At 55.5% G+C, this 14,358-nt stretch carries 14 protein-coding genes and 1 tRNA gene; 10 read left to right on the top strand and 5 right to left on the bottom strand.

Annotation, left to right across the window (positions count from 1 at the left end):
• The first annotated feature begins 6 nt into the window (after positions 1-6).
• The 3 genes from HMPREF0574_RS01330 to rraA all read left to right on the top strand — a co-directional run bounded on the left by HMPREF0574_RS01330 (position 7) and on the right by rraA (position 3,075).
• Positions 7-1,710: an ABC transporter permease gene (locus HMPREF0574_RS01330; RefSeq protein ID WP_004006866.1), complete on the top strand. Its 1,704-nt coding sequence runs from the start codon at positions 7-9 to the stop codon at positions 1,708-1,710.
• 85 nt (positions 1,711-1,795) lie between these two features.
• On the top strand, positions 1,796-2,482 hold the full coding sequence (locus tag HMPREF0574_RS01325) for an ABC transporter ATP-binding protein (RefSeq protein WP_013189521.1): 687 nt from the start codon (positions 1,796-1,798) through the stop codon (positions 2,480-2,482).
• A 101-nt stretch (positions 2,483-2,583) separates the two neighbouring features.
• A complete protein-coding gene (gene rraA, locus HMPREF0574_RS01320; protein WP_236585879.1) occupies positions 2,584-3,075 on the top strand; it encodes a ribonuclease E activity regulator RraA in 492 nt (163 codons plus the stop codon).
• Positions 3,076-3,160: 85 nt separating this feature from the next.
• On the opposite strand, the gene HMPREF0574_RS01315 is transcribed toward rraA, so the two are convergent.
• From HMPREF0574_RS01315 to HMPREF0574_RS01300, 4 genes are all read right to left on the bottom strand, one after another.
• A complete protein-coding gene (locus HMPREF0574_RS01315; RefSeq protein WP_004006863.1) occupies positions 3,161-3,646 on the bottom strand; it encodes a DUF4411 family protein in 486 nt (161 codons plus the stop codon).
• A complete protein-coding gene (locus tag HMPREF0574_RS01310) occupies positions 3,643-4,806 on the bottom strand; it encodes an ImmA/IrrE family metallo-endopeptidase (protein ID WP_236585880.1) in 1,164 nt (387 codons plus the stop codon). The genes HMPREF0574_RS01315 and HMPREF0574_RS01310 overlap by 4 nt, the downstream gene beginning before the upstream one ends.
• 134 nt (positions 4,807-4,940) lie before the next feature.
• Positions 4,941-6,047, bottom strand: a complete 1,107-nt coding sequence (locus tag HMPREF0574_RS01305) for a DNA adenine methylase (protein WP_004006861.1) — start codon at positions 6,045-6,047, stop codon at positions 4,941-4,943.
• A gap of 103 nt (positions 6,048-6,150) precedes the next feature.
• Positions 6,151-6,615 (bottom strand): tRNA (cytidine(34)-2'-O)-methyltransferase, encoded by a 465-nt coding sequence (locus HMPREF0574_RS01300; RefSeq protein WP_004006860.1) that lies wholly within the window; start codon positions 6,613-6,615, stop codon positions 6,151-6,153.
• Between the two features lie 71 nt (positions 6,616-6,686).
• Between HMPREF0574_RS01300 and HMPREF0574_RS01295 the strand changes: the two genes are divergently transcribed.
• The 7 genes from HMPREF0574_RS01295 (at position 6,687) to HMPREF0574_RS01265 (ending at position 13,261) form a co-directional block, all read left to right on the top strand.
• Positions 6,687-9,653 carry a DEAD/DEAH box helicase gene (locus tag HMPREF0574_RS01295; RefSeq protein WP_004006859.1) on the top strand — a complete coding sequence of 989 codons (2,967 nt, stop codon included), beginning with the start codon at positions 6,687-6,689 and terminating at the stop codon, positions 9,651-9,653.
• A gap of 102 nt (positions 9,654-9,755) precedes the next feature.
• Positions 9,756-10,118: a hypothetical protein gene (locus tag HMPREF0574_RS01290; RefSeq protein WP_004006858.1), complete on the top strand. Its 363-nt coding sequence runs from the start codon at positions 9,756-9,758 to the stop codon at positions 10,116-10,118.
• Between the two features lie 123 nt (positions 10,119-10,241).
• Positions 10,242-10,326, top strand: a tRNA-Leu gene (locus HMPREF0574_RS01285).
• A gap of 49 nt (positions 10,327-10,375) precedes the next feature.
• Positions 10,376-11,059 (top strand): GNAT family N-acetyltransferase, encoded by a 684-nt coding sequence (locus HMPREF0574_RS09765; protein WP_004006857.1) that lies wholly within the window; start codon positions 10,376-10,378, stop codon positions 11,057-11,059.
• A gap of 15 nt (positions 11,060-11,074) precedes the next feature.
• Complete coding sequence (locus HMPREF0574_RS09760) at positions 11,075-11,563, top strand: pyrophosphohydrolase domain-containing protein (protein ID WP_004006856.1); 489 nt, start codon at positions 11,075-11,077, stop codon at positions 11,561-11,563.
• A gap of 122 nt (positions 11,564-11,685) precedes the next feature.
• Complete coding sequence (locus HMPREF0574_RS01270) at positions 11,686-12,780, top strand: FAD-dependent oxidoreductase (protein WP_036324823.1); 1,095 nt, start codon at positions 11,686-11,688, stop codon at positions 12,778-12,780.
• 154 nt (positions 12,781-12,934) lie between these two features.
• Positions 12,935-13,261, top strand: coding sequence for a hypothetical protein (locus HMPREF0574_RS01265; protein ID WP_004006854.1), 327 nt, complete (start codon positions 12,935-12,937; stop codon positions 13,259-13,261).
• Positions 13,262-13,330: 69 nt separating this feature from the next.
• Here HMPREF0574_RS01265 and HMPREF0574_RS01260 read toward each other — a convergent pair whose 3' ends face one another.
• Entirely contained in the window at positions 13,331-14,338 is a 1,008-nt protein-coding gene (locus tag HMPREF0574_RS01260) for an aldo/keto reductase (protein ID WP_004006853.1), read from the bottom strand.
• Positions 14,339-14,358 lie beyond the last annotated feature (20 nt).

Here is a 14,358-nt window from a genome sequence, read left to right as displayed (position 1 = left end):
CGATAAATGGAAAAGACAGCCCCCAGGGTGGCTCTAGCGGTGATGGTGTTCCTGCCGCTGGCTTTCCTGGGGCTGTTTTTTCTGTGGCCGACCCTGCGGATTATCGGTCTGGGGCTGAGCGGCACGGCGACCGGTCTGGGTTCGGGGGGGACTGCCGGCGTTGGCGGGTCGCTGCGCGAGATGCTCGGTCGAACCCGAACCTGGACGACGCTGTTTTGGACCCTAGAAATGGGTTTGCTGGGGACTGTATTCTCGGTGTTTCTGGGGGTCGCCGGGGCGTGGGCGCTTTACGGGCTGAGGATTCCGGGGCGTCGAGTGTGGCGTACCCTGACCGGGGTGCCCTTCGTGCTGCCATCGGTAGTGGTTGGCGTAGCATTCCAGAATTTGTTGGGTCCGGGTGCCCCCTTGGGTTTCCTGGGACTTTCCGAGAGTCGCGCCGCGATTATCTTGGCGATGGTGTTTTTTAACTTTTCCCTGGTCGCGAGGATAGTCGGTAACGCCTGGATGCGTTTGGATCCGCGTCCCGCACAAGCCGCGCGGGCATTGGGTGCCAGTCCGGCTCGGGCGTTCTTGACGGTGACCTTGCCCCGACTCGGACCGGCGATTTTTGCCGCAGCTTCGTTGGTGTTCCTGTATTGCATTACGTCTTACGGTCTGATTAGGGTGCTCGGTGGAGTAAAAATCACGACGTTAGAAGTCGAGATTTACCTGGAAACTGCCAGCTATCTCAATCTTTCAGGAGCCGCGGTTTTGTCCATCCTGCAAATTCTCATCGTGCTGGCAGCTTTGGGGATTAACGGGGTCGCGCGGGCTCGCTTCGAGCGCGCGGGGGCGCTGCGCACCGTGCCGCCCCGGCGGGTGCGTCGTGAGGACACTTTCGCGCTGGTCTTGACCGGTCTGGGGATTCTGTTAGTGGCAGTGCCACTGGTTTTCATGGTGGTGGCTTCGCTGCGTCTGGCAGGTCGCTGGACACTGGCAAACTATCAGGCATTGGGACAGCCGGGAATCGTGGCGCAGCTGCCGGGCACGGCTTGGGGAGCGTGGGGATATTCCCTGCAGGTGGCGTTACTCTCATGCGTGATTTCCCTGGTCATGGGGTTATCGGTGGCTCTGGTCGTGTCGCACCGAGTGCCGCTGAATTCGCGGTGGCGCGGTGCTCAAGAACTGTTCGATATGCTGTTTTCCTCTCCCCAAGGTGTCAGTGCGGTCACGGTGGGGTTCGGAATGCTGATAACTTTGCAGGCTCCGCCACTTTCTCTGCCCGCTAACGCGTTGTTTTTGGCAGCTGCACAAGCGGTGGTGGCGGTGCCACTGGTGTTACGCTCGGTCTTGCCGACTTTGCGGGCCATCAATCCACATCTGCGAGAAGCGGCAGCGACTTTGGGGGCAAATCGGCTGCAGTCTTTTGCCACCGTCGAGTTGCCCGTTTTGGCGCGGGTCAGCGGGGTCGGGGCTGGCTTTGCTTTCGCGATTTCCCTGGGCGAGTTCGGGGCGACCAGTTTCCTGGCCAGACCGCTAGAGCCTACGCTCCCGGTAGCAATTTTTGCTTTGAGTTCCCGTCCGTCCGCGCAGGCACAAGGGGCGAGCGCCGCCGCGAGCGTGGTGCTGGCGCTGACTTGTGCGTTGGTGATGTTCGTGGCAGAAAACGGTTTTGCCACGGCTACGCGAGGCTTGCGGTGGCGACTTAAACTGTCCTCGAAGGGAGAATAAACACGTGAACGAAACTGCCCACCCGGGCTTGTGCCTGCGGCAAATCACATTTTCCTACCCGCCAAATCGCCGCGGCGAGAAGCCAGTGCCTATCTTGCAATCCGTGAATCTGGACGTGAAGCGGGGCGAGATTATGGTGCTGCTGGGACCTTCCGGCTGTGGGAAATCGACCCTGCTACAGATTGTGGCAGGATTACTGTCTGCCGACTCCGGCACTCTGACCTGGGACGGTGTCAACCAACAACCCGTTCCGACGCATCGGCGCGGGTTCGCGATGCTGTTCCAAGATTGCCAACTGTTTGCCAACCGCAACGTGGAACGCAACGTCGGCTACGCCCTAGAACTGCGCCGACCGCGCCCCCGCAAAACAGAAATAGCCCACACGGTCGCCGAAATGCTGCAGTTGGTGCGGTTGAAAGGCATGGAAAAGCGCCGGGTTGATACTCTGTCAGGAGGGCAGGCTGGTCGGGTCGCCCTCGCTCGCGCCTTGGCTGCCAGACCAAAACTGCTGCTGCTAGATGAGCCACTTTCGGCCCTTGACGAACAGTTGAAATATGAGCTAGCTGCCGAAATTCGCGACATCGTGAAACGCAGCCAAATCACCGCTGTTTACGTAACTCATGATCAGGCAGAAGCGTCGTTGGTGGCGGACCGGGTGGGAATAATGCTGGCTGGCGTGATTCGTCAGACCGGCACGTTGGACGAGTTAAAAGCCCACCCGGATACTCGTGAAGTCGCCAAGTTCCTGGGGGTCAGTTTCCCTTCCCGGTAGTTTTGAAAATTCGTTAAACTGGGGAAACCAACACAGCGCCCCAGGCCCGTTTTCGTCTGATTGTTCCGGCTATGCGGTGGTGTTTCGGAAAGGAAACGACAATGAAGCAAGACATGATAGCCCCTCTCGCAACCACAGATTTGTATGATGAATATGGTGACAAGCTGCGGGTTTGTGATATGCAGATGACCAACTTTGGCGGGCACAAGGCTTTTGCCGGAAAGATTACAACCATTCATTGTCACCTGGACAGTGGTCTGGTGAAAGCCACGCTCAACACGCCGGGGCGGGGTCGGGTCTTGGTTGTTGACGGCGAAGGTGACCTACACGCGGCCTTATGCGGGGACCTGATTGCGGGTGCTGCGGTAAAGAATGGTTGGACGGGAGTCGTCATCAACGGGGCGATTCGTGACTCGGCAACGATTCGCGGTCTGGCTCTGGGCGTAAAAGCGCTGGGCACAACCCCACGCAAATCCATCAAAGACAGCGTGGGTGAAACCGATGTCGAGCTAAACTTCGGGGGCATCACGTGGCGCCCCGGAGACACCTTGCACGCCGACATGGACGGAATCGTTTTGCTCCCCGAAGAGTGAGCCAACGCCCTTGTGAATGGAGGTTCCAGGCCCCCTATCGTGCTCAAAATACGTAAGGTACGCCGGCGGGGCGCAGTACTAAAGATCAAAGTATCAGCTTGGCTTTTAGTGAACGCATCATGTCAAAAGTGTTGCAGTATTTTACTTTAAGGTGTTGGCAGGCTTCGGGTATCTTTATGCGCCTTTTTCGGTTTGGTTCTGGTTTCTCCAGTGTTACTACAACAAAGCCATGCGCTTTAGCGTAAGCAACTAGGAACAGGTCAGCGCTTTGCCGGAAGGTGTTAATCGCATGTTGCTTGTAGTGTTGGTCTCCAGCCCAGGTACTCAAGTCTTTCACATATTTCAAGGTGTTTTCGTCAATGTCCAGGAAAAACCCTTTCCTGGAATCTATCCAGGTAAGGAGATTTTTGTCGTTACCGTTCATCAGCTCGTCATAAACATTTTTAATACTGTTAATATCACCGTTGGTCATGGCTCTATTTAGCCACTCCCAGAACCCGGGAGCTATGTCGAAACCATAATAGCGGTTTTTGGACTCGATAAAAATGTTTGTGTCTAACAGGTATTTCACGCCACCTCCAAGTGTTTTGCGAGGTGATCTATAGCTTCCGGATCTTTGATTCCGAGGATGCTTAACGCTTCGGTGTACAGGGTTTGCCCTTCGAGAGTGCTGGTGATTATTGCGCGAGTCAGGGTTTTACTGGCACGCAAGGGGAGCATGTTATAAAAGTTTCCACCCGCACTGCCCGGGGTCGAGTTATGCAGGTATTCTAATGCTTGTTCTTCTTCTTTTTTATACCAGGTGGTGTATTTGTCCCAGGATAATAGCCCCGCTCCGTAAATCCGGTTCAGTACTGTTAGCGTGCTGGTGTAGGTTTGTCGAGCCAGGTTATCGACTAATTGTTGGTTGAGTTCTCTTGTGGTTATGTTTGTGATGAGAGAATCGGGAATCAGGGTGTGTGCCGCGAATTCGTTACACCACAGTTCTGTATCGTTCTTATCGGATTTTCCCGTATCGGTAAGCGTGGGGTTGTCTAGTGCGCTTTGCCCCAGAAGTATGTGCCCAAACTCGTGTAGGAGAGTGAAAATTTTCCCAGCACGGGTATCTTGACCGTTGATGAATATTAGCGGTGTGATTGCATCTGTCAGGGCGAATCCTCTGAATTCGTCAACGTCTAGAATTCGGTGTGTGTTGTGTTGAACTATCCCGTTCACTATGACGAGTATCCCGGTCTCTTCAACCCTTTGGCATAAGACCCGAAAAGCCTCATCGTATTTTCTGGCTTCTTGGTGGGTTAAGGGCAGTTTCAACAGCGTTATAGCATTTTTTGCGGCTTCTTGTACAGGAGTTCCTGTACTACAGGAAGCGACGAAATCGAGAGGTTCTGCATCGTTTTCCAGCGCATAGTCACGGTACCAGTCTTGTTTAGCTTGGGAATCATAGATCGTATCCAGCAAGTCTGCTGTTAAGTGCGTAAGATCCCGGTTCTTCACTGTTCGCATATCCGGGATAGGCAGAACTTCTGCCGGAGGCGTGTCCAAGAACAGCATCCCAACAGGCGTGTGGGTTTTATCCGCAAAAGACTGTAATTGCTTGAGAGTCGGGCTGGTTTTTTTGCTAATCCAGTTCCCCAGACCGGGAATGCTCTCGGTCAGGTCGAGCAGGGATTTACCACTGCGTTCTACCGCCCACAATAGCAATTCTGGGGAAACACTCACCCGCACACTCACGACGCATCCCCCTGTTGCCTAGAACCGTCCGCAGACCAATGCCCATTTACTGCTTCAGTTTATAAGAAAAGGATTCGCAGCGTGCAGGGTTTCCACCCGAGAGCGCGGACTAACCAGAAAAACCTCACCCGGGACTAGCCTACTTGGGCGAGGAGGCGCGGTTCTGAGGGAGCTGCCGGGGCGTCGGGGACGTGGAAAGCGGTCCGGATACGCGCGCCAACCTGCGCGCTGCAGCCGACGAACAGGTATTCCAGATTTCGCAGGTGGGTGACTTTACCAACCTTGGTTCCTTCTGGATTGTAAATGCCAATCTGGGCGCCCACGTAGCGTTTATAGTCAAAAGCCAGCGCCACGCAGTCCTCAAAACGGGCAGCCACCAAGTCAAACAGGGTGTCAAAATCAATCCAAGATTCATTGTTATAGGACAGCACCAGCGTGTCCGTGTCTATCTGCGAAATCAGGCTTTGCAGAGCCTGGGGCATCTCGCGTTTCCGGTTATACGCCGAATGTGTGGCGGAATCCCGCGCGTCTATCCGCTTTTGTGCCACGCCGTAAGCCTCGGGACAATCCCAACGAATCAGCGTCTCCCAGATGTGGTAGTTCGTAAAGTAACGATGCTGGTTATAGGGCGGATCGAGGTAAACCATGTCAAAATGCGGAGTCGCGGGGTCAGCGATGAGTGCGTTCGTGTCACGCTGGTAGGTGGTACCCGTGCCGTCCAGAAGCTCGGGCACTCGCAGTTCCAGGTTATTGTACGAGCGCGGAGCCCACTGTTTCAGGTACGCCATCTGCAGCCCGGTCGTGGAGTCCACTCGGTCTGCCGCCTCCATCAGAGAAGTCAGCAGGATAGGGTATCGGGGGTCGGCGGCAAACTCCGCCTCAATCCGATTGCGGATAGCATCGATACGCGCTCCGTTCTGCGGTTGGAAGAACCGGGATTTTTCGCAAAACGTTTCCGTAAAGTATCCCGGCTCGCCGGGGGTGGCTTCTAAGTCGCACAAGATAGTTCGCAGCTCGCGGTCGTTTATCTGACGTTTGTCGGTGGCGATATAGCAATCCGACAGCACCCGGGAATAGCTGGCCACGTCATTAGCGGCGGTAGTAATCCCGAGAGCTTTAAATGCTTGGGCAACCCTGGTCGTCCCGGTAAACGCGTCAAGGGCGGTGCGCGCGCCCGACAGGTTCGCAATCTGTGCCAACGCCGGCACCAAAGTGCGTTTTGAACCCAAGTATTTAATCACACGTGCTCCCTCTCTCTCCCCGAGATTAACATGAGGGAAGGAGAAAACCGCGCAGGCGCGCGGAAAAACGGGAAATCAAGACTTGTGAACGCGGGAAACGAAACTACATGCCGCCGGCGTAATCGAGTTGACCCCAGGCATAATACAGCCCAATCGCCGCCGAAATCGAGAGGTTCAAGGAACGACGTCCGTCCAGCATAGGAATGCGAACCCGGCTGGTGACACGGGGGTCATCCATGACTTCAACCGGCAGCCCGGTATCTTCGGGACCAAACATGAGACCATCCCCGTCCTGGAACTGAATCTGGGGCAGCAAGATGTCAGTATGACCGGTGAAGGCATAAAGTTTGCCGGGCACGTGCGCCAAGCAGTCGTCCAAATCAGGGTGACGCTCCAGATGCGCCAGGTCGTGATAGTCCAGTCCTGCCCGCTTCAACTTGGTGTCGTTATCCAGGTCGAACACGGTCGGTTCGACCACATGCAGGGTAGCTCCGGTACAGGCAGCCAGGCGAATCGCCGCACCGGTATTCCCGGCAATGCGAGGTTCAAAGAAGATCACGTGCAACATAACACCCCTATTCTAAGTAGGTTTCATGATGCAATGAAAAATCCGGAGCTGAAACCTGTAAAATAGACAGAATGGCTGATGAAATGGATTGGCGTGCCGGGCTCGGAAGTCTACTCAACGCTAGCGAAGTGGACTTTACGAACCAGCCTTTGGCTATCCAGATAGACGGAGAAACCCTGATTCCGCTGCGACTGGCATTGTCTGGGGAATGGACAGAAAAACGCGCTACTTGGCGCGACCTCACCTCCCGGTGGGTATCTGTCACCAAGGGACTGAATGCGACCCAGCTCGTCGCGATGCGTCACCTTTTTGAGCACAGTGCCCACGCCCAACTCGTGAAGTTAAGCCACCTTGACGCTACCGGTCTGGACCTCCTGGAGAAGTGCGTCACCAGCGGAGTTACCGTCTATTCGGACACGACTCGTACTACTGTGTTATGTCCCACTACTAGGGGGTCTCAAGCCGTCCTGGTCATCACCCCACACGAGGACGGCTCGGTGACGGTGGTGGCTCGTGCTGAAAACTCTGTGCCCGGACCTCGCTACGAAACGGCAGACACCGCTGACGCCGACTGCCAGTCTCTCGGCACCAGACTGCAAGTGTTGCGCGGGCGTTTCGTAGCCTGTACGGGAATTAAAGCGGGAGTAAACGAGGAACTGCACGCGCTGGCTGCGGCGCAGGCCCGATGGGAAATCCCGGCTGCGCAAGCCAACGATTTTTGGGCGAACTATGCCAAACACCTGGGAGAACTGGGGATGCTGTCCCCGGACTCAATGAATCTGGTCCAGGAACATGCTTTTGGTACACCTCAGTTATGTGGATTGTTGCGCCTCCACGAAATGAATCCCCAACTGGTCGAAATACGCTGGACCGTACGTCGTCGTTCCGCCACTGACACCGTGGAAGTGCCCCTGGATCCCAATACTGCGGATTCGGAAATCCAAAAGGCGATGCATAGCGTCGGCTCCCTGGGGGGATGGAATGCATCCGAGATTCAGACGTTCTTTACGAAAAAATTTCCCATTTTTGAGTTGGATCGGATTCGCGAGCTGATTGCAACCATTAATGCTTCTCAACGTGCCGAAGTGGACATATCCCCCGAACTGCAACACATTCAGATTTTTTCGGATGGTCCTGCGCTTGACCTGCGGATTGACCAGATTATTTCTCCCGGTCAAGCAACATCCCAGTCTGACGAAGATGCCCCTGACTTTGCTGCGGATTTTGAAGGACTGCCTGAAGACGAGCCGCGGGGCTGGGGGCTGCGTTATGGGCTGGACCTGGGGTTGCGCCTGGGGCAAGAGGACTTGGACACAAAAGAATTTCTGGCAGCCCTGGGGCGGGTGGAACGCTGGTGGCAAACCCCTGAGGGTAACTGGGTGGATTTGTATGCGGCGAAAAATCAGCAGCTGAAACGGCTGATTCGGGAGTTTACCGATTTAGGGCTCAACGATTTTTCCGGAGGGGCGGACTTTTCGGTCGGAATTTCCAATTTCGGACTGGTCTCGGCGTTGGACGCGCTGGCGACGACGCGTCACTTCTCCGGAGATTGGGAACATGCCGTCAACAAATTGGTGGACCCGCCTGAAGTTTCGACACCCGCATTGGCGCGAGGCACTTGGCGTGGCTATCAAGAGGACGGTTTCCATTGGATGATGGCTCGAGCTACAGCTGGTTTGGGTGGCATCTTGGCTGATGATATGGGTTTGGGCAAGACCATGCAGATGCTGGCGGTCATCGCTGGGCAAAAACAGCAGTTGATGGATAGTCCCGCGAACGCTGCCGGGGCGGTGTTTGTGATAGTTCCCGCCAGCTTGATGGGAACTTGGGAGGAACAGGCGTCACGGTGGTTCCCGGATTTGCATCTGTACGCGCAAAAGACCAGTGTCGGTAAGGTCGCGGCGGACTGGGAGCGGGTCGCTCGCGAAGTAAAGCAAGCGGACTTGGTGCTGACTACCTACACGTTGGCGCGCATGGACATAGACTTTTGGCAGACCCAGAGCTTTTCAGGTTTAGTTTTCGATGAAGCCCAATTTGTGAAAAACCCTTCCACTGCCACCCATAAAGCCTTGGTGCGTCTGCGCGCCAAGTGGGCTTTTGCCTTGACCGGTACACCTATTGAAAATACTGCCACTGACCTGTGGTCGATTATGTCCCTGACAGTTCCCACGGTGTTGCCCAGCCTATCGGTATTCACGCGCCGTTTTGCCGCTGAAGCCCTCAGTGATCGCGGTGAGGCAGCTGCCGAACTTTCTGACCGGGTGGCGCCGTTCCTGCTGCGTCGCACCAAGGACAGCGTCGCTCAGGAGCTGCCGGAAAAGATTGAACAGATAGTCTCTATTGACCTGGAACCGGCGCAGCGCACCTGGTACGCCAAATATTTGACGGCAGCTCGAGCCCAAGTCGCAGATGCCAATTCTCCTCGCATCAACATCCTCACGGCTTTGACCCGACTGCGCCAACTTGCTCTGAGCGCCAAGCTCATCGACCCGCAGGCACACGAGGACGGGGCAAAAGTCACGTACCTGCTGCAAACGCTGGAGGGGCTGCGCGATGATAGCAACTTGAATCCCCGACAGCGTCATCAGGCGCTGGTGTTTTCTCAGTTCACGTCTTTCTTGGCGATACTGCGGGAAAGGCTGGATCAGGCGGGAATTGACTACGCCTATCTGGATGGCACCAGTCGTGATCGCGACCGGCAGGTGGCACGGTTCCAAAACGGAGAAGTCGATGTATTCCTGATTTCGTTAAAGGCTGGTGGATTTGGTTTGAATCTCACGCAGGCAGATTACGTGTTTCTCACCGACCCGTGGTGGAATCCAGCGGCGGAGGCTCAGGCCGTCGATAGAGCACACCGACTGGGGCAAAAACGATTCGTCAATGTTTACCGGCTGGTCGCTACCGACACGATTGAACAGCGCGTCCTGGAGCTACAAGAAAAGAAACGCGACCTCATTGGGGCGGTACTCTCCGGTCAGGAGAATCGGGAAGTGTCTGCGGGAATCACCCTCGATCAGTTACGCAGCCTGCTGGGATGAAACTTCGGCAGTGCTCCTGGCAGCGTCGCCCGGTGGCCCGAGCACCTGGTAAATATTCCCCAAATTCTGGCATTGACTATGTGGGCGTGAAAGAATGAAACCGTGATTGATGACATTGTTGAAGGGCGTAATTATTTCCAACGTTCTGCCGTCCGGGCTAAATCCCTGGTGCGCGGTGATCCGCTGGTGGGTTCAGGTCTGATTGTGATTGGGGTTTACTCGGGTAACGCCGAGGTCGCCGAGGTGATGCGCGGCTCGGCAAAAACGGTTCGTTTTATGCGTCCGGACGGTACTCTTTCCGCAGAAGCCGCCACGGATCCGGCTCAGATTGGTATCAAGCTGGCCAGTGGTTACGTTCTGGTGAAAGCCAGTGCGACTGGCAAGGACGATGTGGATGAGAATGCCTTTTTCCTGACTCCGACCGCCTCCATGGTCGAGATATGGCAATTCGCCGAAGCTGACTGAGCTCCGTTTCGGCATCGGCAATCCGCGGTTTTTTCGCTAAATTTCGCGGTCTGTGTTTCCGTCGCGGAACTCATCTTGAGAATGACGGCTAAACCCGCTAAATTTGATTTGCCTTTGGCGCCAGCGAGGGTGGCGGAATGGTAGACGCGCAAGCTTGAGGTGCTTGTGACCAATTGCGGTCGTGAGGGTTCAAGTCCCTTTCCTCGCACAAGACCCGGTAATCCGGGTCCTTGTTGTATTTTCGTTCGGGGGGATTCATGTCTGAAACGCCTTTCGTTCAGGGAATCGCTAAATTTGTTTCCACCAGTGCCGCTGCAGGAGAAATCGGGGCGCATCGACCCTTCCCGGTGCACGGCACCCTCCTAACCTTGGACGTGCCACGGGCTGCGGACGCACCTGAAGTCGCGGCAGCTTGCCAAGACCCCGGAATCCAGAGATTTACCAATATCCCAGTGCCTTTCGGCCCGGAACACGCGGACAACTTTTTAAACGAACTTTGCCCCCGGTTGTGGGACGAGGGGGGAGCCAGCTGGATTATCCGTGCTTTTGATTCTCAAACCGCCCACCTGGCAGGGACGATTTCGCTGCGAGTCGGGATGGAAAAGACTGTAAATGTCGGTTATTGGATAGCGCCCGAATGGCGGGGACGCGGGCTGATGCGTGAAGCATTGCAACTTGCAGTCACCACCGCGTTTAATCTGTTGGGCTTTGAATGCGTGACCTTGGAAGCGCACCCGGAAAATCTGGCGTCCATCCGGGTCGCGTGGCATTGCGGTTTTCGGTTTGGCGGAATTTTGCGTGGTATTGGCTTGCATCAGGGACAACGAGAAGACCGTGCCGTGGCGACGCTGCTGCAGGGAGACCCGCTCGAACCGGCAACCGAGTGGACCGCCCTTGTGAAACGATTGCAACTCAGTGACCGGGGAAACACCTCGGACTAGGGAAAGAAGTACAAAATGAGCCAACCAGAACTGCCTACCCCCGACCCGCGTGACCCGGAAGCCCTCGTGCGGCAATTTCACCAAGTCTATGACCTGCCAGTGGTGACAACGGGACCAAACATCGAAAACGAGCGGATGCATATGCGCTTGTCACTGATTTTAGAAGAAACTTCCGAGTTGGTGCGCGCGCTATACGGTCAGAAAGCCTATGCGGCGCTGCGCGGGGTGATGGACGGAATCAGTGAACTGGACGAGGGCGCTCGCGACACTGTCGAGGTCGCCGATGCGTTGGCAGATTTGACCTACGTTGTTTACGGCATGGCTCTGGAGGCGGGAATCAACCTGCCGGCAGTATTGCAGGAAGTTCAAGCGTCCAATCTGTCGAAGCTGGGTCCGGACGGGAAACCGATTTATCGCGATGACGGTAAAGTTTTGAAAGGGGAGGGATTCTTTCCCCCGAACATTGCCCGAGCCTTGCAGGTCCCGCTGGCGCCAGAACTGTAAACCTCACTCCGAACCGGTTGAAATATTTATCGCGAAACCGGTGCACTAGCTGGCATTTAGGTTAGGATTAAGACGTTTTGTTGGAAGGCGTCAATCCTAGAGGAGCTGAAGCGGGAGGTAGTGTGGTCCGAGTTACTGTAGTCGGTGGTGGATATGGGGGAATCACCGTGGCAGGCGGTTTGGATGATGTCGCCGAAGTGACTTTGGTGGAACAAAAAGACCAGTTCGTGCATCACGCAGCAGCTTTGCGTGCCGCCGTCGATGATATTTGGACCCACACCATATTCATGCCCTACTCGCGCCTATTAAAGCACGGTCGGGTCGTGCACGGAGAAGCGACCCGCGTCGAGGGAACCACCGTTCACCTGGCAAATCATGACCCTATTGAAGCGGATTACCTGGTTTTAGCGACTGGGACCACCTACCCCTATCCGGCGAAACACAATATCCCGACAGCTTCGTTGGCGAAACGGCGTCTGGAAGAAACCCGGAATAATTTGTCGCAAGCGAAGCGGGTCATGCTGGTTGGCGCGGGTACTGTTGCCATTGAATTCGCCGGCGAGCTGTTTACGAACTTTCCGGATATAGAAATCATTATGGTGGATCGTTCCCCGCATATTTTGGGGTCTAACGAGTATGCCGAAGACCTGCGTGAGGTTTTGACCGCGGATTTGCAACAGGCGGGAGTGCGTCTGGTTTTGGGCGCTCCCTTGGCGTATTTACCGCCAACCGATATCGGGGAGTTGGCTCCTTTCCATGTCGAGACGCAAGCCGGAGTGGGAATCGACGCCGATATGTGGTTCCTGTGCTACGGTGCCCAAACGGCTTCGGGCTATCTGCGGGCAAACTACGGTGATTCCCTCAACAATGAGGGGCAGGTCACGGTGGATGAATACCTGCGGGTAAAAGGTCAGAATCACGTCTACGCGGTCGGCGATATTACCGATGTTCACGAGTCTAAACGGGCTGACGCGGCTCGGGCACACGCGCGGGTAGTGGTGGCAAATATTAAAGCGGAGATTGCCGGGCAGGCACCCTCCACCACCTATACCCCCGGTAAGATGTGGATTGTTTTGCCCTTGGGAGTCGAGGGGGGAGCGTCCCAGCTGACCGGTCCTAACGGAGAATCACAAATCGTAGGTCCTGACGAAACCTCCGAAATCAAAGGCACCGACCTGATGGTGACCATGGTCAGAGGTCAGCTGCATCTACCTTAGAATATGTTGTTTCTCTAACCGGATCGGTTCCTTACGGCAGGTTCGCACCAGGTGTCACCAGACCTTTCCCTGGAGTCACATTGACAGGGTAAAGCCCCTGGTTTCCCCCTGAATTGTCCTGCAATGTTTGGTCCTGCACATTAGAATTGGACTTATGAAAAATCCTCGTACGGAGTTAGATAATTTGATTGCCGCACTGCAGCGGCATTTGGAAGTGGCATCTGTAGCCGACAGCGATATGGACGATTCGTCGGTCTTGAGCGATGCCGAAGAAAAGCTTCGTGACGCCTTTTTTACCTACGATGATGCGCTGTTTACTGCCACCGGGGTCGAGTTGCCCTTTGACATCCTCGAAGATGACGACGAGGAATACGACGACGATTTCATCGATGACCTCGATGATGATGATGATGAAGACGACGACAACGATTATCTGGACGAAGGCGACTTAGAGGACTTTGACCTGCACGGTGAGGACTGATTTCGGCTGTCACGTCGCCTCTCCTGGGGTGTGGTGCGCTATGCGTAATCAGAGTCAGATGCAAAAGCACTAGGTCACCGGTAGTCGCGGGTCAGAAACCTCATCTAAAGCCGACATGACTTGACGTGGCACTTTCGTATCTAGCGCCCCCAAGACTTGACGGAATTGTTCGGCACTGCGCGCCCCGACTATGGCACTGGACACACCGGGCTTTTGCAAAGCCCAAGCGAGTGACACTGCCAACGGAGAAACTTCCAAACCCTGCGCCGCGGTCGCTACCGATTCCACGATGCTGCGATACCTTCCTTGCAGATAAGGCTGCACAAAACCTTGCAGATGAATAGAGGCGGCGCGAGAATCCGGCGGCACCGAATTGCGATATTTACCGGTCAAGACCCCGCGACCCAGCGCCGACCATCCCAAAAACCCAAATCCCAGCGACTGGGCAGCAGGTAAAACTTCGGCTTCCGCCTGCCGGTTCAACAACGAGTACTCATTTTCCACCGCCGCTAAACCCGGCACATTAACTGTGCCTTCCCGCAGACGTGCCGCTGCGTAAGCACACTGCCAGCCCGCATGATTAGACAGCCCCACATACCGCGCTTTTCCGCTCGACCATGCCGACCATAACGTCCCCAGTATCAGGTCAAAGTCGGTGTGCGGATCGGGAACCTGCAGCAACCACAAATCCACGTAATCAGTGCCCAAATTGCGCAGGGTTCGATCCAGACTGCCCAACAGGTTCTGGCGGGAGGCGTCCACGAAAGATTCATCATGCCGCCGCGAGACCCCCGCTTTTGACACGATAACCAGGTCTTCGCGGGCAAAATGAGGTGCGGGGAATTCGGTATCCATCGCGGTAGAGCTACCAGCGGAACCCAGCAGATGACCCAACACCACCTCGGCTTGACCGTCTCCGTAAGTTGGGGAAGTATCAATCAAGTTCCCCCCGACCTCGACGAAAGCCTCGAGCTGAGCGGCTGCTTCGGATTCTAAGGTATCTCGTCCCCAAGTTAGGGTTCCCAAACCCAAAGCTGAAACCCGCATACCGGTATTTCCCAGACGTCGCATCTCCATGATTTCCAGCCTAGTCGAGG

Source organism: Mobiluncus curtisii subsp. curtisii ATCC 35241, assembly GCF_000146285.1.
Lineage (GTDB): Bacteria > Actinomycetota > Actinomycetes > Actinomycetales > Actinomycetaceae > Mobiluncus > Mobiluncus curtisii.
This window is presented reverse-complemented; position numbering and strand designations above follow the sequence as displayed.